24 protein-coding genes and 1 pseudogene are annotated in these 23,696 nt (G+C 62.3%); 24 read left to right on the forward strand and 1 reads right to left on the reverse strand.

All coding sequences use genetic code 11. The features are described from left to right. Nucleotide 1: 1 nt before the first annotated feature. The 22 genes and pseudogenes from ACLH0H_RS17420 to ACLH0H_RS17525 all read left to right on the forward strand — a co-directional run bounded on the left by ACLH0H_RS17420 (nucleotide 2) and on the right by ACLH0H_RS17525 (nucleotide 19,797). Entirely contained in the window at nucleotides 2-1,213 is a 1,212-nt protein-coding gene (locus ACLH0H_RS17420) for a sensor histidine kinase (RefSeq protein WP_411382430.1), read from the forward strand. Between the two features lie 7 nt (nucleotides 1,214-1,220). After that, nucleotides 1,221-2,597, forward strand: a complete 1,377-nt coding sequence (locus ACLH0H_RS17425; protein ID WP_411378943.1) for a sigma-54-dependent transcriptional regulator — start codon at nucleotides 1,221-1,223, stop codon at nucleotides 2,595-2,597. A 335-nt stretch (nucleotides 2,598-2,932) separates the two neighbouring features. Continuing rightward, nucleotides 2,933-3,262 carry a flagellar hook-basal body complex protein FliE gene (gene fliE, locus ACLH0H_RS17430; protein ID WP_411378944.1) on the forward strand — a complete coding sequence of 110 codons (330 nt, stop codon included), beginning with the start codon at nucleotides 2,933-2,935 and terminating at the stop codon, nucleotides 3,260-3,262. A gap of 16 nt (nucleotides 3,263-3,278) precedes the next feature. Beyond that, nucleotides 3,279-5,060 (forward strand): flagellar basal-body MS-ring/collar protein FliF, encoded by a 1,782-nt coding sequence (fliF, locus tag ACLH0H_RS17435; RefSeq protein ID WP_411378945.1) that lies wholly within the window; start codon nucleotides 3,279-3,281, stop codon nucleotides 5,058-5,060. Then, a complete protein-coding gene (gene fliG / locus ACLH0H_RS17440; protein WP_076952983.1) occupies nucleotides 5,053-6,069 on the forward strand; it encodes a flagellar motor switch protein FliG in 1,017 nt (338 codons plus the stop codon). The genes fliF and fliG overlap by 8 nt, the downstream gene beginning before the upstream one ends. Before the next feature lie 10 nt (nucleotides 6,070-6,079). Then, entirely contained in the window at nucleotides 6,080-6,844 is a 765-nt protein-coding gene (gene fliH, locus ACLH0H_RS17445; protein WP_411378946.1) for a flagellar assembly protein FliH, read from the forward strand. Then, the gene (gene fliI, locus ACLH0H_RS17450) at nucleotides 6,834-8,192 is read left to right on the forward strand and encodes a flagellar protein export ATPase FliI (protein WP_411378947.1); all 1,359 of its coding nucleotides are present in this window, start codon (nucleotides 6,834-6,836) and stop codon (nucleotides 8,190-8,192) included. Before fliH ends, fliI begins: the two co-directional genes overlap by 11 nt. Nucleotides 8,193-8,195: 3 nt before the next feature. Beyond that, nucleotides 8,196-8,645 carry a flagellar export protein FliJ gene (gene fliJ, locus ACLH0H_RS17455; RefSeq protein WP_411378948.1) on the forward strand — a complete coding sequence of 150 codons (450 nt, stop codon included), beginning with the start codon at nucleotides 8,196-8,198 and terminating at the stop codon, nucleotides 8,643-8,645. Nucleotides 8,646-9,226: 581 nt separating this feature from the next. Then, a complete protein-coding gene (locus ACLH0H_RS17460; protein WP_411378949.1) occupies nucleotides 9,227-9,532 on the forward strand; it encodes an STAS domain-containing protein in 306 nt (101 codons plus the stop codon). Further along, nucleotides 9,529-11,244: a SpoIIE family protein phosphatase gene (locus ACLH0H_RS17465; protein WP_411378950.1), complete on the forward strand. Its 1,716-nt coding sequence runs from the start codon at nucleotides 9,529-9,531 to the stop codon at nucleotides 11,242-11,244. The genes ACLH0H_RS17460 and ACLH0H_RS17465 overlap by 4 nt, the downstream gene beginning before the upstream one ends. A 30-nt stretch (nucleotides 11,245-11,274) precedes the next feature. Further along, a complete protein-coding gene (locus ACLH0H_RS17470) occupies nucleotides 11,275-11,619 on the forward strand; it encodes an Hpt domain-containing protein (protein WP_411378951.1) in 345 nt (114 codons plus the stop codon). Between the two features lie 211 nt (nucleotides 11,620-11,830). Then, entirely contained in the window at nucleotides 11,831-13,165 is a 1,335-nt protein-coding gene (locus tag ACLH0H_RS17475; RefSeq protein ID WP_411378952.1) for a flagellar hook-length control protein FliK, read from the forward strand. A gap of 370 nt (nucleotides 13,166-13,535) precedes the next feature. Continuing rightward, nucleotides 13,536-14,039: a flagellar basal body-associated protein FliL gene (gene fliL, locus ACLH0H_RS17480; protein ID WP_411378953.1), complete on the forward strand. Its 504-nt coding sequence runs from the start codon at nucleotides 13,536-13,538 to the stop codon at nucleotides 14,037-14,039. 9 nt (nucleotides 14,040-14,048) lie between these two features. Then, entirely contained in the window at nucleotides 14,049-15,017 is a 969-nt protein-coding gene (gene fliM / locus ACLH0H_RS17485; RefSeq protein WP_076952992.1) for a flagellar motor switch protein FliM, read from the forward strand. A 46-nt stretch (nucleotides 15,018-15,063) separates the two neighbouring features. After that, a complete protein-coding gene (fliN, locus tag ACLH0H_RS17490) occupies nucleotides 15,064-15,531 on the forward strand; it encodes a flagellar motor switch protein FliN (protein WP_169377174.1) in 468 nt (155 codons plus the stop codon). Between the two features lies 1 nt (nucleotide 15,532). Then, nucleotides 15,533-15,967 (forward strand): flagellar biosynthetic protein FliO, encoded by a 435-nt coding sequence (fliO, locus tag ACLH0H_RS17495; RefSeq protein ID WP_076952994.1) that lies wholly within the window; start codon nucleotides 15,533-15,535, stop codon nucleotides 15,965-15,967. Continuing rightward, nucleotides 15,967-16,710, forward strand: coding sequence for a flagellar type III secretion system pore protein FliP (fliP, locus tag ACLH0H_RS17500; RefSeq protein WP_076952995.1), 744 nt, complete (start codon nucleotides 15,967-15,969; stop codon nucleotides 16,708-16,710). Before fliO ends, fliP begins: the two co-directional genes overlap by 1 nt. Before the next feature lie 4 nt (nucleotides 16,711-16,714). After that, nucleotides 16,715-16,984: a flagellar biosynthesis protein FliQ gene (fliQ, locus tag ACLH0H_RS17505; RefSeq protein ID WP_010208761.1), complete on the forward strand. Its 270-nt coding sequence runs from the start codon at nucleotides 16,715-16,717 to the stop codon at nucleotides 16,982-16,984. A gap of 4 nt (nucleotides 16,985-16,988) precedes the next feature. Next, nucleotides 16,989-17,774: a flagellar biosynthetic protein FliR gene (fliR, locus tag ACLH0H_RS17510; protein WP_076952996.1), complete on the forward strand. Its 786-nt coding sequence runs from the start codon at nucleotides 16,989-16,991 to the stop codon at nucleotides 17,772-17,774. Nucleotides 17,775-17,777: 3 nt separating this feature from the next. Next, a complete protein-coding gene (gene flhB / locus ACLH0H_RS17515; RefSeq protein WP_411378954.1) occupies nucleotides 17,778-18,914 on the forward strand; it encodes a flagellar biosynthesis protein FlhB in 1,137 nt (378 codons plus the stop codon). A 435-nt stretch (nucleotides 18,915-19,349) separates the two neighbouring features. Next, nucleotides 19,350-19,571: a cold-shock protein gene (locus ACLH0H_RS17520; protein WP_411378955.1), complete on the forward strand. Its 222-nt coding sequence runs from the start codon at nucleotides 19,350-19,352 to the stop codon at nucleotides 19,569-19,571. A 22-nt stretch (nucleotides 19,572-19,593) separates the two neighbouring features. Continuing rightward, a pseudogene (locus ACLH0H_RS17525) lies at nucleotides 19,594-19,797 on the forward strand (cold-shock protein). A gap of 358 nt (nucleotides 19,798-20,155) precedes the next feature. On the opposite strand, the gene ACLH0H_RS17530 reads toward ACLH0H_RS17525, so the two are convergent. Next, nucleotides 20,156-20,425: a DUF6124 family protein gene (locus tag ACLH0H_RS17530; RefSeq protein WP_411378956.1), complete on the reverse strand. Its 270-nt coding sequence runs from the start codon at nucleotides 20,423-20,425 to the stop codon at nucleotides 20,156-20,158. 815 nt (nucleotides 20,426-21,240) lie between these two features. Between ACLH0H_RS17530 and ACLH0H_RS17535 the strand changes: the two genes are divergently transcribed. Then, nucleotides 21,241-21,438 carry a cold-shock protein gene (locus tag ACLH0H_RS17535; RefSeq protein WP_411378957.1) on the forward strand — a complete coding sequence of 66 codons (198 nt, stop codon included), beginning with the start codon at nucleotides 21,241-21,243 and terminating at the stop codon, nucleotides 21,436-21,438. 141 nt (nucleotides 21,439-21,579) lie between these two features. After that, nucleotides 21,580-23,694 carry a flagellar biosynthesis protein FlhA gene (gene flhA, locus ACLH0H_RS17540; protein ID WP_178115249.1) on the forward strand — a complete coding sequence of 705 codons (2,115 nt, stop codon included), beginning with the start codon at nucleotides 21,580-21,582 and terminating at the stop codon, nucleotides 23,692-23,694. Nucleotides 23,695-23,696: the final 2 nt, after the last annotated feature.

Below are 23,696 nucleotides of genomic sequence, written 5' to 3' on the forward strand. Positions count from 1 at the left end.
GATGCCCCACGCCGCCCAAGTAGCTTCGACCCCCGCCATCCAGGGGCTCATTCCGTCTGTAGAGCCGCTGGCCCGCCAGGGGCTTGAACACGCGTTCTCGCAGTTCAGCCAGATGTCGAGCCAACTGACCGACTCCTACAGCCTGCTCGAAGCCCGGGTTTCCGAGCTCAAGGGTGAGCTGGCCGTGGTCAGCGCCCAGCGCATGCAGGAACTGGCCGAGAAGGAACGCCTGGCCAACCGCCTGCAAAACCTGCTCTCGCTGTTGCCGGGCGGCGTGATCGTCATCGATGAAGAGGGCCGCGTACGCGAAGCCAACCCGGCCGCCTGCGACATGCTCGGCCTGCCGCTGGAGGGGCAGCTCTGGCGCCATGTGATCACCCGCTGCTTTGCGCCGCGTGAAGACGATGGCCACGAAATTTCCCTGAAGGACGGCCGCCGCTTGTCCATCGCCACCCGTTCCCTGGATGCGGAGCCGGGCCAGTTGGTGCTGCTCAACGACCTGACTGAAACCCGACACTTGCAAGACCAACTGGCGCGCCACGAGCGTTTGTCGTCGCTGGGGCGCATGGTCGCTTCCCTGGCGCATCAGATCCGCACGCCACTGTCGGCCGCGTTGATCTACGCCAGTCATTTGACTGACGAGCAACTGCCCGCCGCCACTCACCAGCGCTTTGCCGGTCGCCTCAAGGAGCGCCTGCATGAGCTGGAGCACCAGGTGCGCGACATGCTGGTGTTCGCCCGTGGCGAATTGCCGCTGACCGAGCGCATCACGCCGGCCGAGCTGATGCAGGCCCTGCAAGCGGCGGCCGCCACCCATATTCAAGAGGCCCAGGTGCGCTGGCAGTGCGACAGCCACTTCGGTGAGCTGCTGTGCAACCGCGACACGCTGGTAGGTTCACTGCTCAACCTGATCGAAAACGCCACCCAGGCCAGCGGCACCGGCGCGCGGCTCAAGGTGCACCTGTACAACCGCGGGCAAACCCTGCGCTTGTGCATCAGCGACAGCGGCAGCGGTATCGAGCCGGCCGTGCTGCGCCGCTTGGGCGAGCCGTTTTTTACCACCAAGACCAACGGCACCGGCCTGGGCCTGACCGTGGTCAAGGCCGTGGCACGTGCGCATCAGGGAGAATTGCAGCTGCATTCGCGCCTGGGGCGTGGCACCTGTGCATTGATGACCTTGCCGCTGTTTTCATGCGCGGCAAGCACGGAGTAAAGAGGATATGGCTATCAAGGTTCTGTTGGTGGAAGACGATCGCGCCCTGCGTGAAGCATTGGCTGACACGCTGCTGTTGGCGGGCCATGACTACCGGGCGGTCGGTTCTGCCGAGGACGCCTTGGAGGCGGTGGAGCAGGAGTCCTTCAGCCTGGTGGTCAGCGACGTGAACATGCCCGGCATGGATGGCCACCAGTTGCTCGGCCTGCTGCGCGCGCGCCAGCCGCAGTTGCCGGTGTTGCTGATGACCGCCCATGGCGCCGTGGAGCGCGCGGTCGACGCGATGCGCCAAGGCGCGGCGGATTATCTGGTCAAACCGTTCGAGCCCAAGGCGCTGATCGAGCTGGTCGCGCGGCATGCCCTGGGCGTGATACCAGCCACTGAAGGCGAGGGCCCGATTGCCTTCGAGCCGGCCAGCGCACAATTGCTGGAGCTGGCGGCCCGCGTGGCGCGCAGCGATTCCACCGTGTTGATCTCCGGCGAGTCGGGCACCGGCAAGGAGGTGCTGGCGCGTTACATTCACCAGCAATCGACCCGCGCCAAACAGCCGTTCATCGCGATCAACTGTGCGGCGATCCCCGACAACATGCTCGAAGCCACGTTGTTCGGCCATGAAAAAGGCTCGTTCACCGGCGCCATCGCGGCCCAGGCGGGCAAGTTCGAACAGGCCGACGGTGGCACCATTCTGCTCGATGAAATTTCGGAAATGCCCCTGGGCCTGCAAGCCAAGTTGCTGCGCGTATTGCAGGAGCGCGAAGTGGAGCGTGTCGGCGCGCGCAAGCCGATCCAGCTGGATATTCGCGTGGTCGCCACCACCAACCGCGACCTGGCGGGCGAAGTGGCGGCGGGGCGCTTTCGTGAAGACCTGTTCTACCGGCTGTCGGTGTTCCCCCTGGCCTGGCGCCCGTTGCGCGAGCGCCCGGCGGACATCATTCCGCTGGCCGAGCGCCTGCTGAACAACCACGTCAAAAAAATGAAGCACGCCCAGGCGCGCCTGTCCGCCGAGGCCCAGGCCTGCCTGATCGCCTATCCGTGGCCAGGCAATGTGCGCGAGCTGGACAACGCGATCCAGCGCGCATTGATTCTGCAACAGGGCGGCCTGATCCAACCCCAGGACTTCTGCCTGGCCATGGGCAGCGGCGCGGCGCTCTTGCCAACGCTTGCGCCCGCGCCGCTGGTGGCGGAGGCGGAGTCCGCCGGTGCCCTGGGCGACGACCTGCGTCGCCGCGAATTCCAGATGATCATCGACACCCTGCGCGCCGAGCGCGGCCGCCGCAAAGAGGCCGCCGAACGCCTGGGCATCAGCCCGCGCACCTTGCGCTACAAGCTGGCGCAGATGCGTGACGCCGGGATGGATGTGGAAGCGTATCTGTTCGCCACCTGACTTCACCCCTATAGCCATAGCTCCCTACACATCTTGTAGTGAGCGGGCTTGCCCCGCGCTGGGTGGCGAAGCCGCCCCAATAAAGACACCGCAGAGTTCCAGATAGAACAAGGTCGCCTGGGTTGGGGCGGCTTCGCCACCCAGCGCGGGCGGTGCGACGATTCGACAAGCCCGCTCACTACAGGGCGATTCTTTAGCGGTGTGCCGGTAACCGGGCCGACAAGGTTTGTCGCCTTTTCTTACGAGCTGAACCAGAGCTGGCACCCTTGTTGCTACCTCCCTTAGTAATCGTTGCGTAGTGTCAAAAATTTGCGGGTTGTCGGAGAGAGAAGGTCATGAGCCAAGGTATTGAGTTCAATCGGTTGATGTTGGATATGCGCTCCATGCAAATGGATGCCATGGCTCAGTCGAAATCCGTCGCGCAGGTGCCGCAACTGGGCCAGAGCAGTTTTGCCGACATGCTCGGTTCGGCCATCAATAAAGTCAGTGACACCCAACAAGCGTCCAGCCAGTTGGCCAACGCGTTCGAGATCGGTAAGAGCGGCGTGGACCTCACCGACGTGATGGTCGCCTCGCAAAAAGCCAGCGTGTCCTTTCAGGCCTTGACCCAGGTGCGTAACAAGCTGGTGCAGGCCTATCAAGACATCATGCAGATGCCGGTTTAAGGACGAGATTTAAGTCATGGCAGAAGCAGTCGTGGACAACGTACCCGCCAAGGCAGACGGCAAGCCGCCGCTGTTTGGCCTGTCGTTCCTGGAAAACCTCTCGGAAATGACCATGTTGCGTCAGGTGGGCCTGATGGTTGGCCTGGCTGCCAGCGTGGCGATTGGTTTTGCCGTGGTGTTGTGGTCGCAGCAACCCGATTACCGGCCGCTGTACGGCAGCCTGGCGGGCATGGATTCCAAGCAGATCATGGAAACCCTCGCCGCCGCCGACATCGCCTACACCGTGGAGCCCAACTCCGGCGCCCTGCTGGTCAAGGCCGATGACGTGGCCCGTGCGCGTATGAAGCTTGCGGCCGCCGGCGTGACCCCGTCCGACGCCAACATCGGTTTTGAGATCCTCGACAAGGACCAGGGCCTGGGTACCAGCCAGTTCATGGAAGCCACCCGTTACCGTCGTGGCCTGGAAGGCGAACTGGCCCGCACTATCTCCAGCTTGAATAACGTCAAGGGTGCCCGCGTGCACCTGGCCATTCCGAAAAGCTCGGTGTTCGTGCGCGACGAGCGCAAGCCCAGCGCCTCGGTCCTGGTGGAACTGTTCTCCGGTCGCTCCCTGGAGCCTGGCCAGGTACTGGCGATCATCAACCTGGTCGCCACCAGCGTGCCTGAATTGAGCAAGTCGCAGATCACCGTGGTCGACCAGAAGGGCAACCTGCTGTCCGACATGGCGGAAAACTCGGCATTGACCCAGGCCGGCAAGCAGTTCGATTACAGCCGCCGCATGGAAAGCATGCTCACCCAGCGTGTGCACAACATCCTGCAACCGGTATTGGGCAACGACCGCTACAAGGCTGAGGTGTCCGCCGATGTGGACTTCAGCGCCGTCGAGTCGACGTCCGAGCAGTTCAACCCGGACCAGCCGGCGCTGCGCAGCGAGCAGTCCACCAGCGAACAACGCACCGCCAGCAATGGCCCGCAAGGTGTGCCGGGTGCCCTGAGCAACCAGCCGCCGGCGCCAGCGTCAGCCCCGCAAACCACCGGTGGCGCCGCGGCGGCCGCCGGCGCGATTGCTGCGGGCCAGCCTTTGCTGGACGCCAACGGCCAGCAGATCATGGACCCGGCCACCGGCCAGCCGATGCTCGCACCGTACCCGGCGGACAAGCGTAACCAGTCCACCAAGAACTTCGAGCTCGACCGTTCCATCAGCCACGTCAAGCAGCAGCAAGGCCGCGTCAATCGCCTGTCGGTGTCGGTAGTGGTCGATGACCAGGTCAAGGTCAATGCCGCTGACGGCGCGGTCACCCGTGCGCCGTGGAGCGCCGACGAATTGGCGCGCTTCACCCGCCTGGTGCAGGACGCCGTCGGTTTTGACGCCAGCCGTGGCGACAGCGTCAGCGTGATCAACATGCCGTTCTCCGCCGAGCGTGGCGAAGTCATCGCCGAAGCCGCGTTCTACACGCAGCCATGGTTCTGGGACATCGTCAAACAAGTGCTGGGGGTGTTGTTCATCCTGGTACTGGTGTTCGGCGTGCTGCGCCCGGTGCTCAACAACATCACCGGCAATGGCAAGAACAAACAACTGGCGGCCTTTGGTGGCAGCGACGTCGAGTTGGGCGGTATGGGCGGCCTGGACGGCGAACTGGCCAACGACCGCGTCAGCCTCGGCGGCCCGCAAAGCATCCTGTTGCCGAGCCCGAGCGAAGGCTATGACGCTCAGTTGAACGCAATCAAGAGTCTGGTAGCAGAAGACCCGGGCCGTGTGGCCCAGGTCGTGAAAGAGTGGATTAACGCAGATGAGTGATCGAGCCGCTGTTGCCAAGCTCTCCAAGGTCGACAAAGCCGCCGTGTTGCTGCTGTCGCTGGGCGAAACCGATGCCGCCCAAGTGCTGCGTCACATGGGGCCCAAAGAGGTCCAGCGCGTCGGCGTGGCCATGGCGCAAATGCGCAATGTGCACCGCGAGCAAGTCGAGCAGGTGATGAGCGAGTTCGTCGAGATCGTCGGCGACCAGACCAGTCTGGGCGTCGGCTCCGACAGTTACATCCGCAAGATGCTCACCTCGGCGCTGGGCGAAGACAAGGCCAACGGCCTGATCGACCGCATCCTGCTCGGTGGCAACACCAGCGGCCTCGACAGCCTGAAATGGATGGAGCCGCGCGCGGTCGCCGACGTGATCCGCTACGAGCACCCGCAGATCCAGGCGATCGTGGTGGCGTATCTGGACCCGGACCAGGCCGGTGAGGTGCTGGGCCACTTCGACCATAAAGTGCGCCTGGACATCATCCTGCGCGTGTCGTCGCTGAACACTGTGCAGCCAGCGGCCTTGAAAGAATTGAACACCATCCTGGAGAAGCAGTTCTCCGGCAACTCGAACGCCTCGCGTACCACCTTGGGCGGTATCAAGCGTGCGGCCGACATCATGAACTTCCTCGACAGCTCGGTCGAAGGCCAGTTGATGGACTCGATCCGCGAGATCGACGACACCCTGTCCGGCCAGATCGAAGACCTCATGTTCGTGTTCAACAACCTCTCCGATGTCGACGACCGTGGCATCCAGGCGCTGCTGCGCGAAGTGTCCTCCGACGTGCTGGTGCTGGCCCTCAAGGGCTCGGACGAAGGCGTCAAGGAAAAGATCTTCAAGAACATGTCCAAGCGTGCCTCGGAACTGTTGCGCGACGACCTCGAGGCCAAGGGCCCGGTGCGCGTCAGCGACGTGGAAACCGCACAGAAGGAAATCCTCACCATTGCCCGCCGTATGGCCGAAGCCGGAGAAATCGTTCTCGGTGGGAAGGGCGGCGAAGAAATGATTTAAGGCGCCTGTGATGTCGAGCAAAGATGAGGCACCCAGCGACTTGATTCGCGCACGGGATGTCGGTGGGTTTGACATCTGGTCGTTGCCCAGCTTCGATCCGCATGTGCCGCAGCCCGAGCCGGAACCGGTGATCGAGCCGCCGGTGGAAATGGAAGAAGTGCCGCTGGACGAAGTCCAGCCACTGACCCTGGAAGAGTTGGAAAGCATCCGCCAGGAGGCCTACAACGAAGGTTTCGCCGCCGGTGAGAAAGACGGTTTTCGCAGCACCACCCTCAAGGTGCGCCAGGAAGCCGAGGCGGCGCTGAGCGTCAAGCTGGCCAGCCTTGAGCGCTTGATGGGCGGCCTGTTCGACCCCATCGCCGAGCAGGATTCCCAGATCGAAAAAGCCATGGTCGGCCTGGTGCAGCACATCGCTCGCCAGGTGATCCAGCGTGAGCTGGTGCTCGACTCCAGCCAGATCGAAAGCGTCATGCGCGAAGCCCTCAAGCTGCTGCCCCTGGGCGTCGGTAATGTGCGGCTGTACATCAACCCGCAGGACTTCGAACAGGTCAAGGCCCTGCGCGAGCGCCATGAAGAAACCTGGCGCATCGTCGAAGACGCCGCCTTGCAGCCGGGCGGCTGCCGCGTCGAGACCGAGCACAGCCGCATCGACGCGACGGTGGAAACCCGCATCAGCCAGATCATGGCCAAGCTGCTGGACCAGGCCCACGAGCAGGTATTGAACCCGGCCGAGCCCGATCTGAGCCTGGACCTGGACGCCCCCGATGCGCCTTGATCGCACCAGCTTCGCCAGGCGCTTGAGCGGTTACACCGACGCCACGCAGTTGCCCGGCCAACCGATCCTCGAAGGGCGCCTGTTGCGCATGGTCGGCCTGACCCTCGAAGCGGAGGGCCTGCGCGCCGCCATGGGCAGCCGCTGCATGGTGATCAACGACGACAGTTACCACCCGGTGCAGGTCGAAGCCGAAGTGATGGGCTTTTCCGGCAACAAGATTTTCCTGATGCCGGTGGGCAGTATCGCCGGTATCGCGCCCGGCGCCCGCGTGGTGCCGTTGGCCGACACTGGTCGCCTGCCGATGGGCATGAGCATGCTCGGCCGCGTGCTCGACGGCGCCGGCCGCCCGCTGGACGGCAAGGGCGGCATGAAGGCCGAAGATTGGGTACCGATGGACGGCCCCACCATCAACCCCCTCAACCGCAACCCCATCAGCCAGCCGCTCGATGTGGGCATTCGCAGCATCAACGGTTTATTGACGGTCGGCCGCGGCCAGCGTCTGGGCCTGTTCGCCGGTACCGGCGTGGGCAAGTCGGTGTTGCTGGGCATGATGACGCGCTTTACCGAGGCCGACATCATTGTGGTGGGGCTGATCGGCGAGCGGGGCCGCGAGGTGAAGGAGTTCATCGAGCACAGCCTTGGCGAAGAAGGCCTCAAGCGCTCGGTCGTGGTCGCCTCGCCGGCGGACGATGCACCGCTGATGCGCCTGCGCGCCGCCATGTACTGCACGCGCATCGCCGAATATTTTCGCGACAAGGGCAAGAACGTCCTGTTGCTGATGGACTCGCTCACGCGTTTTGCCCAGGCCCAGCGGGAAATCGCCCTGGCCATTGGCGAGCCGCCGGCGACCAAGGGTTATCCGCCGTCGGTGTTCGCCAAACTGCCCAAGCTGGTGGAGCGCGCCGGTAACGCCGAGGCCGGCGGTGGCTCGATCACCGCGTTCTACACCGTGCTGTCCGAAGGCGATGACCAGCAGGACCCGATTGCCGACTCGGCGCGGGGCGTGCTCGACGGCCACATCGTGCTCTCGCGGCGGCTGGCCGAGGAAGGGCATTACCCGGCCATCGACATCGAAGCGTCGATCAGCCGGGTGATGCCTGCGGTGGTCACCCCGGAGCACATGGCCCGTGCGCAACAATTCAAGCAACTGTGGTCGCGCTACCAGCAGAGCCGTGATTTGATCAGCGTCGGCGCCTATGTGGCCGGTGGTGATCGCGAGACCGACCTGGCCATCGCCCTGCAGCCGCAGTTGGTGACCTACCTGCGCCAGGGCCTCAACGACAAGATCAGCATGGGCGAAAGCGAAGCGCACCTGCAGTCGATCTTCGCGCCCGCGCCGGGCGGCTAAGCCATGGCCAACAGCCGCGCCGCGCGCCTGGCTCCGGTGGTGGACATGGCCGAGAAGGCCGAGAAAACCGCCGTGCAACGCCTGGGCTACTTCCAGGGCCAGGTGCGCCTGGCCGAAAGCAAGCTGGGCGACCTGGAGCGTTTTCGCAGTGAGTACCAGCAGCAATGGATCGACCGTGGCACCAAAGGCGTATCGGGCCAATGGCTGATGGGTTACCAGGGCTTTCTCAACCAGCTCGAAACGGCCGTCGGCCAGCAACGCCAGAGCCTGGCATGGCACCAGAACAACCTGGATAAAGCCCGCGAAAGCTGGCAGCAGGCGTTCGCCCGTGTCGAGGGCCTGCGCAAGCTGGTGCAGCGCTATATCGACGAAGCCAGGGCGCTGGAAGACAAGCGCGAGCAAAAACTGCTGGACGAGCTGTCACAACGGCTGCCACGCCAGTCCCAATTCTAACTGCCGGCTCCGTCAAATGTGGGAGCTGGCTTGCCTGCGATAGCGATGTCTCAGTGCCAGATGAGCAAGCTGACCCACCGCAATCGCAGCATAGGTATCTACACAACTTTCGACGGTGTGTGGCGAGGGCGGCCTACGGGATTTGGGGGGCCGCCGCCACGCGCCATCCATGGCGCGGGGCGGCTAAACCGGCGTCCTGCCGGTTTACCCCCCAAATCAATATCGAATTACGGCCAGCGTGGTTGACGGGGCGCCCCAGATCAAGATCAAAAACAAAGCGCGGCGGCCTTAGAGCCGACCGATATTGATGTCGAACTCGGTTCAAAATGTGGGAGCTGTCGAGCCCCAGCGAGGCTGCGAAGGCGGCGGCACTGCTGGCATTTTTTTCGCCTGACCCACCGCTTTCGCAGCCTCGCTAAAGCTCGACAGCTCCCACAGGGGGTGAAGTCAGCCTCTGAAAGTTGTGTAGATACCCAGCGCAATCGCAGGCAAGCCAGCTCCCACATTTGCTTCGTCGTGTTGCCCACATTCAGTTCACCTGCTAAACCTTCCTTCATCGCCAATGACAAGGAAGCAGTCGCATGTCAATCGAGTCAGAAGTCTCCCTGGACGGGAAGAAGTTGACGATCGCCATCAAGGGCCGGTTCGATTTCGGTAGCCACCAGGCCTTTCGTGAAGCCTACGAGCGGTTCTATAAGGTGCCTGAAGCCTATGTCGTCGACTTGAAGGAAACCACCTACATCGACAGTTCGGCCTTGGGCATGCTCCTGTTGCTGAGGGACCACGCCGGTGGCGATGAGCCGGATGTCAGCGTGATCAACTGCAACGTCGACGTGCGCAAGATCCTGGCAATCTCCAACTTCGACAAGCTGTTTGACATCAATTGAGCGTCCTGGCCCCCCTCGAGACGCTGACGATCCTGATCGCCGAAGACAGCGCCGCCGACCTGCTGCTGCTGTCGACCATCGTGCGCCGCCAGGGCCATCAGGTACTCACTGCCACCAACGGCGAGCAAGCCGTTGAGGTATTCGCCCGCGAGCGTCCGCAGCTTGTGTTGATGGATGCCTTGATGCCGGTGATGGATGGCTTCGCCGCCGCGCGATGGATCAAGCAACTGGCCGGTGAAGCGCTGGTTCCTATCATTTTCCTCACCTCGTTGCGCGAAAGCGCCGACCTGGCCGAGTGCCTGGATGCCGGCGGCGATGACTTTTTGCCCAAGCCCTACAACCCGCTGATCCTGGCGGCCAAGATCAATGCCATGGACCGCTTGCGTCGGTTGCAGGCCACGGTCCTGGAGCAGCGTGACCTGATCGCCAAGCATCACGACTACCTGCTGCACGAGCAGCGGGTGGCCAAGGCGGTGTTCGACAAGGTCGCGCATTCGGGCTGCATCAATGCCGCGCCGAACATCCGCTACCTGCAATCGCCCTATGCGCTGTTCAACGGCGACTTGCTGTTGGCGGCCTACACGCCTTCCGGTGACATGCACGTGCTGCTCGGTGATTTCACCGGCCACGGCCTGCCGGCCGCAGTGGGCGCCATGCCCCTGGCAGAAGTCTTCTACGGCATGACTGCCAAGGGCTACGGCCTGGCGCAGACCCTGCGCGAGATGAACGCCAAGCTCAAGCGCATCCTGCCCGTGGACATGTTCTGCTGCGCCACGCTGTTGTGCCTGAGCACGCAGCGGCGCGTGGTGGAGGTGTGGAACGGCGGCATGCCGGAAGGCTACGTGCATGAAATCGCCAGCGGCAAGCGCACGCCGCTGGAATCGCGGCATTTGCCCCTGGGCGTGCTGTCGGCCGAGGCCTTTGATGATCGCACCGAAGTCTGGCCCATGGCCCTGGGCGACCGGGTGTTCCTGCTCTCCGATGGCGTGCTGGACACCGCCGGCCCTGATGATCAACTGTTTGGCGCAGAGCGCTTGCAGCAGGTGTTCGCCGCCAATCGCGAGCCTGATCGGTTATTTGACGAGATCGAGCAGGCCCTGGCGGCGTTTCGAGGTGAGGCGCGCGATGACGTGAGCATGGTGGAAATCACCTTGCAAGGCGGCCAGTCGCTTCGCGCGGCCGGGCCGTTGTACGCCGACAGTGGCCAGTCGTGCCCGCTGAACTGGACGGCGAACTTCGAGTTTCGTGCCGAGACCTTGAAACGCTACAACCCGTTGCCGTATCTGCTGCAACTGCTGCTGGAGATCCACGGGTTGCGCGAGCAGAGCGGGGCGCTCTACAGCGTGATGGCCGAGCTGTATTCGAATGCGCTGGAACATGGCGTGCTGGGCCTGGATTCGCGGCTCAAGCGCGATGCCCAGGGGTTCGCCGAGTACTATCGCCAGCGCAATGAGCGCCTGGCGCAATTGAGCAGTGGCCACGTGCGCGTGCAGGTGCAGGTGCTGCCCACGGAGGCTGGCGGTCGCCTGAGCCTGTGTGTCGAAGACAGCGGGCCGGGCTTTGACGTGGAGCACGTACTGGCGCGGCCGCTGGACATCGACCGCCTGTCTGGCCGGGGCCTGAGCCTGGTGCGCGAGCTGTGCAGCGCGGTACGCTGGTCCGAGGGCGGGCGTCGTGTCTGCGTGGAATTTTCCTGGGAGGCTCTGGCATAATCCGCCGATTCTTGATCAAGGAGCGAACAAGTGGTTGATATACATCTGGACCCGGCGGTGTTGTCGGATTTGCAGGAAGTCATGGAAAGCGAGTATCCCAAGCTGCTCGAGACCTTTCTTGATGATTCCCAGAAGCGCGTTGAGGCCCTGCGCAAGGCGCGGGATGACGCCAAGGCGTTGGGGCGGATCGCGCATAGCTTCAAGGGCAGCAGTGGAAACCTCGGGGCGGTGCGGCTGGAGCAATTGTGTCAGCGGCTTGAAGCGGAGTCCGCCGGCGCCACGGCGGACCTGGGGGCGTTGGTGGACCAGATTGATCAGGAGTTTGCCTTCGTCAGACCGCTATATGAGTCGGAGCGCCTGCGGTTTCGGCTCTGAGCCAATGATCGTTCCTACGCTCCGCGTGGGAATGCATCCCGTGACGCTCCGCGTCACCTTGCGCAAGACTTGAGGCATTTAACCGCCGCTGGACGCGGAGCGTCCGGGGCAGCATTCCCACGCAGAGCATGGGAACGATCAACCTGGCCCGACTCTTGCTATATGTCTTCGTACTGCATCCCCGATCCCCATGCAGTGGAGACCTTTACTTATGCCAGTCGCCCCGAATTCGCTCCTTCAGGCTGCCCCTGCGGCCAAGCCTCAAGCACCCGCCGCCAACCCGCCGGCAGCGGCTGCGGACCCACGGGACAAGGGCCCTGGCTTCGCTCAAGTGTTTGCCAGCCAGGGGCCCAAGCCCGCCGCCAAGACCGACGACAACGCGGCCAAACCCACGCGGGACAAGCCGGCCGACGCCAGCGCCAAGCCTGTGGCGGGCAGCGACAAGCCTGCCGCCGGTACGCCAGCGGTTGCCGATAGCGGCAATACCTTGCCTGCCAGCCCGCCGGCCAAGGCTGATGACAGTGCCAGCAGCGATGACGACGCAGCTGTCGACCGCAGCCTGGTACAACTGCCCCCGGTTGACCCGGTAGTCGACCCGGCGCTGATCGCCACAGTCACTCCGGTGGCCGTGTCGGTTCCGGTGGAGACTCCGGTGCCCGTCGCCGCCACGGATGACCAGGCCCTGCCGGTGGTGGCAGCGCCGATCACAGCGACCGAGCCGGCCAAGCCGACTTTCGATCCGCAAGCCGATCCTCTGGACGCCATGCCGGCTGTACGCCTGGCGATGGAGCAGGGTGGGCACGTGTCGGCCAGCAGCCAGGCAACAGCGAAAACCGCGCCGCCGTCGACTCTGGATCAACCGACTGCCGCGCAGAATTTCGCGGCCGGCATGGCCACCATGGTCGACCAGCAAGCCACCAAGGACAGCACCGAAGGCGGCGACAAAGCCTTCAGCGGGCTGATCGAAGAGGGCCTCAAGGATCTGAAGAGCGCCAGCAGCGACACCCGTGTCGACGACTTCGCCAATCGCCTGGCTGCGTTGACCCAGGCCGCCACCCCGAAAACCGCCAATGCCTTGCCGCCGGTAGCCAACGCACCGTTGGCCATGCACCAGAGCGGCTGGACCGACGAGATCGTCAATCGCGTGATGTACCTCTCCAGCGCCAACCTCAAGTCGGCGGAGATCCAGCTGCAACCGGCTGAGCTCGGCCGCCTGGACATCAAGGTCAACATGACCGCCGACCAGCAGGCCCAGGTCAACTTCATGAGTGCGCACCCGGTGGTGCGTGAAGCCCTGGAAAGCCAGTCCGGCCGCTTGCGCGAAATGTTTGCCCAGCAGGGCATGGGGCAAGTGGACGTGAATGTGTCCGACCAGTCCCGTGGCCAGGAACAGCAGCAACAACAGGCCCAGACCCGGGGCGTGAGTGGCAGCGGCGGGCGGGGTGGCGATAACGGCGACAGCGGCAACGCCATCGATGTGGCCGAAGCGGTAACGCCGGTGACCTCCACCGTGGTCGGCTCCAGCGCCGTCGACTACTACGCCTGATTTGAATTTTGCACGGTCCAAATGTGGGAGCGGGCTTGCTCGCGAAAGCTGCTTGTAGTGAGCGGGCTTGTCGAATCGTCGCACCGCCCGCGCTGGGCTGCGAAGCGGCCCCAATAAAGACACCGCCGACCTCCAGGTAGAACCGAGTCGCCTGGTTTGGGGCGGCTTCGCCACCCAGCGCGGGCGGTGCGACGATTCGACAAGCCCGCTCACTACACACCGCTTTCGCGAGCAAGCCCGCTCCCACAGGAGTTCTGTTGCGTGGCGGATTTCGTGGTCCTCTTGCAGATCCCCCAGACAACTCTGGCATAACACTTGCTCTTGCCTTCCCGTAGATCTATGAATCCCCGAATAGTGACGGATTATTGGCATGGCGAAGAGCGACGACGCAGCAGCAAAACCACCCGCGGGCAAAGGCAAGCTCAAGCTTATCCTGATGATAGTCGTGGGCCTGCTCCTGGCCATCGGCGCCTCGGTGGGCGGCACTTGGTACATCATGCACAGCAGCGCCGCCAAACCGGCGCCCGCCGCCGAAACCGCCACTAACGTCAAGCAACCGGCAATCTTCGAGCCGATGCTTCCGGCGTTTGTCGCCAACTTCAATCAGAACGGCCGTCAACGCTACCTGCAGGTGAGTATCACCTTGCTGGCGCGTAACCAGTCGGACCTGGATGCCCTCAAGGTGCATATGCCAGTGATCCGCAACAATCTGGTGATGGTGTTCTCAAGCCAGGGCTTCGACACACTCGCCACGCCGGTGGGCCAGGAAATGCTGCGTCAAAAGGTTACCGCCAGCGTGCAGGAAGTGGCCCAGAAGGAACTCGGCAAAGTCGTGGTCGAGCAGGCGCTCTTCACTAACTTCGTATTGCAGTAGGATCACGACATGGCCGTGCAAGACCTGCTGTCCCAGGATGAAATCGACGCGCTGTTGCATGGCGTCGACGACGGTCTGGTACAGACCGAAACGGCTGCCGAGCCCGGCAGCGTCAAAAGTTACGACCTGACCAGCCAGGATCGCATCGTCCGCGGACGCATGCCGACCCTGGAAATGATCAACGAGCGCTTCGCCCGCTACACCCGCATCAGCATGTTCAACATGCTGCGCCGTTCGGCGGACGTGGCGGTGGGCGGCGTACAGGTGATGAAGTTCGGCGAGTACGTGCACTCGCTGTATGTGCCCACCAGCCTCAACCTGGTCAAGATCAAGCCGCTGCGCGGCACCGCGTTGTTCATCCTCGACGCCAAGCTGGTGTTCAAGCTGGTGGACAACTTCTTCGGCGGCGACGGTCGTCACGCCAAGATCGAAGGCCGCGAATTCACCCCCACCGAGCTGCGGGTGGTGCGCATGGTGCTGGAGCAAGCCTTCATCGACTTGAAGGAAGCCTGGCAGGCGATCATGGAAGTCAGTTTCGAGTACATCAACTCGGAAGTGAACCCGGCCATGGCCAACATCGTCGGGCCCAGCGAAGCCATTGTGGTGTCCACCTTCCACATCGAACTCGATGGCGGCGGCGGCGACCTGCACGTGACCATGCCGTACTCGATGATCGAGCCGGTGCGCGAAATGCTCGACGCCGGCTTCCAGTCCGACCTGGACGACCAGGACGAACGTTGGGTCAAGGCCCTGCGCGAAGACTTGCTGGATGTCGACGTGCCGCTGAGCGCCACGGTTGCCCGTCGCCAGTTGCGCCTGCGCGATATCTTGCACATGCAGCCGGGCGACATCATCCCGGTCGAATTGCCGGAAGAAATGATCATGCGCGCCAACGGCGTGCCGTCATTCAAGGTCAAGTTGGGTTCCCACAAGGGCAACCTGGCGCTGCAAGTGGTGGAACCGATCAACCGTCGGTGATGCACCCTAATTAATTTATGAATGTTTGCTCCGCCGAGGACATGTAATGGCTACCGAACACGAAAACACTTCCGCCGAAGACCAGGCCCTGGCTGACGAATGGGCGGCTGCCCTGGAAGAAACCGGCGATGTTGGCCAGGATGACATCGACGCGCTGCTGGCCGCCGACGCTGCCACCGCGCCGGCCGGCAACCGCCTGACCATGGAAGAATTCGGCAGCGTGCCGAAGAACAACGACCCGGTGACCCTCGACGGCCCGAACCTGGACGTGATCCTTGATATTCCGGTGTCGATCTCCATGGAAGTCGGCAGCACCGAAATCAACATCCGCAACCTGCTGCAACTGAACCAGGGTTCGGTGATCGAGCTCGATCGCCTGGCCGGCGAGCCGCTGGACGTGCTGGTCAACGGCACGCTGATCGCCCACGGTGAAGTCGTCGTGGTCAACGAAAAGTTCGGCATCCGCCTGACTGACGTGATCAGCCCGAGCGAACGCATCAAGAAGTTGCGCTGATATGAAACGGTTGCTGGTGGCACTTCTTGTCGCGCTGCCGTTGGACGCCTGGGCAGCGGAACCGGTGGCTCAGGCTGCCGCCGCGCCTGCCGTGGGCAGTGTCGGCGGACAATTGACCCAACTGGTGCTCGGCCTGCTGCTGGTGGTCGGCTTGATCTTCGCGCTGGCCTGGCTGATGCGCCGCGTACAGAGCGCGGGGGCGGGCAATGGCCAGGTGATCGAGATGATCGGCTCCCGTGCCCTCGGCCCGCGCGATCGGCTGGTGTTGGTGCAAGTGGGCGAGGAGCAGATTCTGCTGGGCATCACCCCTGGCCGCATCACCCCGTTGCACGTGCTCAAGACGCCGGTGGACGTGGCCGAGACCAAGGCCGCCACGCCAGAATTCGCCCAGCGCCTGATGGAGTTGCTGGGCAAGGATCAGAAGGATAAGAAGTAATGCGCGTTTTATTGGCGCTCATGCTGTTGCTGGCCGCGCCGCTGGCGTTTGGCGCCGACCCGTTGTCGATCCCGGCGATCACCCTGGGCACCAATGCGGCGGGGGCGCAGGAGTATTCGGTCAGCCTGCAGATCCTGCTGATCATGACCGCGCTGAGCTTCATCCCGGCGTTTGTCATGCTGATGACCAGCTTCACGCGGATCATCATCGTGTTCTCGATCCTGCGTCAGGCCCTGGGCCTGCAGCAGACGCCGTCGAACCAGATTCTTACCGGCATGGCGTTGTTCCTGACTATGTTCATCATGGCACCGGTGTTCGACAAGGTGAACCAGCAAGCGCTGCAGCCGTACCTGGCGGAAACCATCACCGCCCAGGTGGCGATCGACCGCGCCCAGGTGCCGATCAAGGACTTCATGCTGTCGCAGACCCGCTCCAGCGACCTCGAGCTGTTCATGCGCCTGTCCAAGCGGACCGACATTGCCACCCCCGACCAGGCGCCGTTGACCATCCTGGTGCCGGCGTTCGTCACGTCCGAATTGAAGACTGCGTTCCAGATCGGCTTTATGATCTTTATCCCGTTCCTGATCATCGACCTGGTGGTGGCGAGCGTGCTGATGGCCATGGGTATGATGATGCTCTCGCCGCTGATCATCTCGCTGCCGTTCAAGATCATGCTGTTTGTGCTGGTGGACGGCTGGGCGCTGATTATCGGCACCCTGGCCGGCAGTTTCGGCGGAGTATAGGGCCATGACCCCAGAAGTAGCGGTCGACCTGTTCCGCGAAGCGCTGTGGTTGACCACCGTGATGGTCGCCGTGCTGGTGGTGCCCAGCCTGTTGGTGGGCCTGTTGGTGGCGATGTTCCAGGCCGCGACCCAGATCAACGAACAGACCTTGAGCTTCCTGCCGCGCCTGCTGGTGATGCTGGTCACGCTGATCGTCGCCGGCCCGTGGCTGGTGCAGACCTTCATGGAATACATCCTGCAGTTGTACGGCAGTATTCCGCAGTTGATCGGCTGACCCGATGCAGTCCTTGCTGGCATTGACCGACACCCAGATCAGCACGTGGGTGGCTGCCTTCATCCTGCCGCTGTTCCGCGTCACGGCGATGTTGATGGCCATGCCGGTGTTCGGCACAACCCTGGTACCCCGGCGGGTGCGCCTGTACTTTGCGGTGGCGATCACCGTGGTGATCGTGCCGGGTTTGCCGCCGATGCCGCCGGTCAATGCCATCGACCTCAGCGCGTTGCTGCTGATTGCCGAGCAGATCCTGATCGGCACACTCATGGGCTTTTCCCTTTCGCTGTTTTTCCAGGCCTTTGTGATCGCCGGGCAAATTATCTCGGTCCAGATGGGCATGGGCTTCGCGTCGATGGTCGACCCTACCAACGGCGTCTCGGCGGCGGTGATCGGACAATTCCTGACCATGCTGGTGACCTTGCTGTTCCTGGCCATGAACGGCCATCTGGTGGCCTTCGAGGTGATGACCGAGAGCTTCACCACCTTGCCGGTGGGGTCGGGCCTGGTGGTCAACCATTTCTGGGAAATCGTCGGGCGCCTGGGCTGGGTATTCGGCGCTTCACTGTTGCTGGTGCTGCCGGCGATCACTGCGCTGCTGGTGATCAACATCGCCTTTGGCGTGATGACCCGCGCGGCTCCGCAGTTGAACATCTTTTCCATCGGTTTCCCGCTGACCCTGGTGTTGGGCATGTGGATTTTCTGGGTCGGCCTGGCTGACATTCTCAATCAGTATCAACCGCTGGCGACTGACGCCCTGCAGTTCTTACGTGATCTGGCACGGGCGCGCTGAGCCATGGCCGAGAGCGAGAGTGGTCAGGACAAGACAGAAGACCCCACGGAGAAACGCAAAAAGGACTCCAGGGAAAAGGGCGAAATTGCGCGCTCCAAAGAGCTGAACACCGTTGCCACCATGATGGCCGGCTCCGGCGCCTTGCTGATCTACGGCGGCGGCCTGGCGCTGGACTTGATGGAGTTGATGAAGCACAACTTCGCTTTGCCCCGCGAAGTGCTGCTCAACCCCGACGCCATGGGCCAGTACCTGCTGCACTCGGGCAAGATCGCGCTGCTGGCGGTACAGCCGATCCTGATCACCTTGCTGCTGGCCGCGCTGATCGGTCCGGTCGCTCTCGGCGGCTGGCTGTTTGCCGCCGGCAGCATGGCGCCCAAATTCAGCCGCATGAACCCCGGCGCCGGGCTCAAGCGCATGTTTTCCGCCAAGGCCCTGGTGGAACTGCTCAAGGCTTTGGCCAAATTTATCCTGATCCTGTTTGTGGCGCTGGTGGTGTTGTCGTCCGACATCGACGACCTGCTGCTGATCGCCCACGAGCCGCTGGAGTCGGCGATCATCCACAGCGTGCAAGTGGTGGGCTGGAGCGCGCTGTGGATGGCCGCCGGGCTGATCATCATCGCGGCGGTGGATGCGCCGATCCAGCTGTGGGAAAGCCATAAGAAACTGCTGATGACCAAGCAGGAAGTGCGCGACGAACACAAGGACCAGGAAGGCCGGCCCGAGGTCAAGCAGCGTATTCGCCAACTGCAGCGCGAAATGTCCCAGCGCAAGATGATGGCGGCGGTGCCTGACGCCGATGTGGTCATCACCAACCCGACGCACTACGCCGTGGCGCTCAAGTACGACCCGGAGAAGGGCGGCGCGCCGATGCTGCTGGCCAAGGGCAGTGACTTTACCGCGTTGAAGATTCGTGAAATCGCTGTGGCCAACGACATCCTGCTGTTGGAGTCGCCGGAGTTGGCGCGCTCGATCTTCTACTCCACCGACCTCGACCAGGAAATCCCCGCCGGGCTGTACCTGGCCGTGGCCCAGGTGTTGGCCTATGTCTATCAGATTCGCCAGTACCGCGCGGGCAAGGGCAAGCGCCCGGACCCGCTCAAGGACCTGCCGATTCCGCCGGATTTGCGTCGCGATTCCTGACGGTCGCGCTCCTGCTGTTGTGCGTCTACCTGTCAAGGTTGACAGTAGGCAATACGCCGCCTGCACGATTTGATAGAGCGATGAGGCGCGCAGCCCTGCGCGCCTCGGGAGGCGGTGATGGATAGGCGCACGGTTAGTTGGTCTGATGCGGTCAAAGGCATCGGCTTTATCGCCCGGGAGCGCGATGGCAAAGAGGTTGCCGTTCAGTCGACCGGCACGCAATGCAGTGACCTCCCGCCAGCCCCTCCCAAGCCGCGAAAACCGCGCAAGCGCAAAAAGTCACCGGATGCATGAAGTGAACCGCGGATTGCCACCGTGCCATTCGTCTTAAACTCCCGCTACCTGTCAACTTTGACAGTAGTCAGTGTCGGCCCCTTGCGGTTCCATAACGCCAGACACTGCGCGCAGGTAATCAAAAGATGCAGGAGGGTGATCATGGAAGTGGTGATGGGCACGATCAGTTCTTATAGCCGCGCCACCGGAGAAGGTTTGATCGAACCGGACGGTGGGCGAGAGCCGGTACTGTTGGATCTGAAGAGCTCGGCAGGGCTGCGGTTTAGAAAGGGCGAGCGGGTGCTGTTTTCCAGAATCCATGGCCCCAAGGGCATTTATGCGTTTCGCCTGAAACTCATTCGCATGCCCTGTGCAAACCTTTGAAAGTGACGGCGGGAGAACGGTCATGGCAACAGGTACGGTGAAGTGGTTTAACGCGGAGAAAGGGTTTGGGTTTATTAAGCCCGAAAATGGCAGTGCGGATGTGTTTGTCCACTTTTCAGCCATTCAAAGTCCTGGTTTCAAAAGTTTGGAGTAGGGGCAAAGAGTCGAGTACGACACGGCTCAAGGCCCAAAAGGCCCGCAGGCCGAGAACGTGCGTAATGCCTGACACGGTCTCAAGGCGAACAGGGTCAACCTGTGGGAGCTGGCTTGCCTGCGATAGCGGTGGGTCAGCTGATGCATTTGTTGCTGATGCACCGCTATCGCAGCATAGGTATCTACACATTTTTGTAGTGAGCGGGCTTGTCCCGCGCTGGGTGGCGAAGCCGCCCCAATAAAGACGCCGCCGAGTTCCAGATAAATCCAAGTCGCCTGGTTTGGGGCTGCTTCGCAGCCCAGCGCGGGACAAGCCCGCTCACTACAGATGCTCGCATGCCCTCCATAAAGATGTGTAGATACCTATGGCTATCGCAGGCAAGCCAGCTCCCACAGTTGAATCGGTTTACACCCGGTGGGTTTGGTTTGGTCTAGCCCATCGCAGTCGACGGCTCAACGCCTTCCAGCACCCGCTCGGCCAGTAACTGCGCCACTTCGATCAACTGCGCTACACCCAATGCGCCTTCGCGCCGCGAGCTGTCCAGTTCGAAGGCAAAGTTGCAGGTCAGGGCATGGGCTGACGCCAGTGTTTCGGTGAGGTTGATCAGCAGGTCTTCGGTGGGGATGCCGTCTTTTACGCGCAAAAGCACGACGGGTGCGTCGTTGGTGTCGAGTGGGGGATTTGGGGTAGGTTTGATCATTGTGAAGTTCCTAGAAAGTGGAGCCGCCACTGATCGCCGCGACGCGATGGAGGGTGGCAGCTGTACGCAGGTTCGCGGACCGGTCCAGGAACAACAACCCGGCATACCCGAAGGTATCCCGCGCACAGCCGCCATAGCGCCGCACAGTAGACGATAAAAAACCGCTTACTGAAAGGCAGATGGTGCTTTTGTTCCGTAGTTAACCGGGCCGCGACGCCCGACCACTGCGTTTGCAGCGGTGTACGGAGACTAGAGATCGAGTTTCCTAGGGGCAACCTCAAAACACTGTCGGAAATTTCCTCGGTAGCAGCGGATGTACGCAAATCCAAAGGTGGTGGCTTGCCTGCGATAGTCATAGGTATCTACACAACTTTGGCTCGACGCTGAAAACCCAGCGAACGGGCTGTTGTGGCGAGCGGGCTTGTCCCGCGTTGGGCTGCGAAGCAGCCCCAGTAAGCAGAATGCGGTGTATCAGACATTGCGCAGAGGCTGGTTTTAGGGCTGCTTTGCAGCCCAACGCGGGGCAAGCCCGCTCGCCACAGGCGAACTCGCCGGCCTTTGCAAAGTTGTGTAGATACCTATGCTGCGATAGCGCTGGGTCAGCTAATGCATCCGTCACTGATGCACCGCAATCGCAGGCAAGCCAGCTCCCACACTGGAGCCGCGAAGACTACCGTTCTGCCAATTACCGTCTATCTGGAATTTCAGCCGACCTGTCAATGTTGACAGTAGTGCGCTCAACTTTTCTAGGCTTGACTAAGGGCGCAGTGCTGCACACGGGGTGCGGTAACGCAAGTGAACCAAGGAGAGTCATCATGGCAACTGGAACCGTTCGCGTGGTCGATTCAAACAATGGCTTTGTAATTATCACCCCGCGCAGTGGCGGTGGGGATATCACCGTCGACGAACAAGACCTTCGAGACGCTGGTTTGACCGATCTTAAAATGGGTGATCAGGTGTCTTACGATATAGGAGCCGTCGGTCAAATTCAGCATCTAAGACGTGTAGGTTAAACCTCCTCGAGAGAATTCCCCACTGGTATTCCTCTTGAGCAAAAGTTGGAAGGCTTCTTGCAACACCGCCTCCAGGACGTCCCGCGGCGTCAAAACTTTGCTTCAAGGAAACGAGGAATACCGGTGGTGGATCGCTCTCAAATGTTCGGCACGGCCCGTACCACCCTGACTGACCTCTCCCGAGGCAATCTGGGTGTGCCGTTGTTGTTGCTGGTGATGCTGGCAATGATGATGTTGCCGATGCCGCCGTTCCTTTTGGACGTGTTCTTCACCTTCAACATCGCCTTGTCCGTCGTGGTGCTGCTGGTGTGCGTCTACGCCCTGCGGCCGCTGGATTTCGCGGTATTCCCGACGATTCTGCTGGTGGCGACCCTGTTGCGCCTGGCGCTTAACGTAGCGTCCACCCGTGTGGTGATGCTCCACGGCCAGGACGGTCACGCCGCCGCCGGTAAGGTGATCCAGGCCTTCGGTGAGGTGGTGATCGGCGGCAACTACGTGGTCGGTATCGTGGTGTTCGCGATCCTGATGATCATCAACTTCGTGGTGGTGACCAAAGGCGCCGGGCGGATTTCCGAGGTGAGCGCGCGCTTCACCCTCGACGCCATGCCCGGCAAACAAATGGCCATCGACGCCGACCTCAACGCCGGCCTGATCGACCAGAACCAGGCCAAGTCACGCCGTCTGGAAGTGGCCCAGGAAGCCGAGTTCTACGGCTCCATGGACGGTGCCAGCAAGTTCGTGCGCGGTGACGCCATCGCCGGCCTGCTGATTCTGTTCATCAACCTCATCGGCGGCATCGCGGTCGGTATCTTCCAGCACGGCATGACCTTTGGCGATGCGGGCAAGGTCTACGCCTTGCTGACTATCGGTGACGGTTTAGTGGCGCAATTGCCATCACTGTTGTTATCCACAGCGGCGGCCATCATGGTCACCCGTGCTTCGGGTTCCGAAGACATGGGCAAGCAGATCAGCCGCCAGATGTTCGCCTCGCCCAAGGCGCTGGCCGTGGCGGCGGGCATCATGGCCATCATGGGTATCGTGCCGGGCATGCCGCACGTGTCGTTCCTGAGTATGGCGGCCCTGGCCGGTGGCGGCGCCTATCTGTTCTGGAAGAAGCAGAATGCGGTCAAGGTCCAGGCCCTGCAGGAAGTCGCGCGTCAGCAGGAGCTGCTGCCATCTCCGGCCCGCGCCCAGGAAACCAAGGAGCTGGGCTGGGATGACGTGACCCCGATCGACATGATCGGCCTGGAAGTCGGCTACCGCCTGATCCCGCTGGTGGACCGCAACCAGGGCGGCCAACTGCTCGCGCGGATCAAGGGCGTGCGCAAGAAGCTGTCCCAGGACCTGGGCTTTTTGATGCCCACCGTGCATATCCGCGACAACCTCGACCTGGCCCCCAGCGCCTACCGCTTGACCCTGATGGGCGTGATCCTGGCCGAGGCCGAGATCTACCCGGACCGCGAGCTGGCGATCAACCCGGGGCAGGTGTTCGGCAGCCTCAACGGCATCACCGCCAAAGATCCGGCTTTTGGCCTGGAGGCGGTGTGGATCGAAATCAGCCAGCGCAGCCAGGCGCAGTCCCTGGGTTACACCGTGGTGGACGCCAGCACCGTGGTTGCCACGCACCTCAACCAGATCCTCTACAAGCACTCCCATGAGCTGATCGGCCACGAGGAAGTCCAGCAATTGATGGGTTTGCTCGGCAAAGCTTCGCCAAAACTCGCCGAGGAGCTGGTGCCGGGCGTGCTGTCGCTGTCGCAATTGCTCAAAGTCTTGCAGGCGCTGCTGGCCGAACAGGTGCCGGTGCGCGACATTCGTAGCATTGCCGAGGCCATCGCGAACAATGCCGCCAAGAGTCAAGATACTGCCGCGCTGGTGGCCGCGGTGCGCGTCGGATTGTCGCGCGCAATCGTGCAAAGCATTGTAGGGCTTGACTCCGAGCTGCCTGTGATCACCTTGGAACCAAGGTTGGAACAAATATTGCTCAATAGTATTCAGAAGGCAGGTCAAGGCCAGGAAGAAGGCGTTCTGCTGGAGCCAAGCATGGCTGAGAAGCTGCAGCGTTCGTTGATCGACGCCGCGCAGCGCCAGGAAATGCAGGGCCAGCCGGTGATCTTGCTGGTGGCCGGCCCGGTCCGCGCGATGTTGTCGCGGTTTGGACGCCTGGCAGTACCGAATTTGCACGTTTTGGCTTATCAGGAAATTCCTGACAACAAGCAAGTGACTATCGTCGCGACAGTAGGGCCCAACGGCTGAGG

The sequence above is a fragment of the Pseudomonas sp. MPB26 genome (assembly GCF_046605355.1).
Classification (GTDB): Bacteria; Pseudomonadota; Gammaproteobacteria; order Pseudomonadales; family Pseudomonadaceae; genus Aquipseudomonas; species Aquipseudomonas cedrina.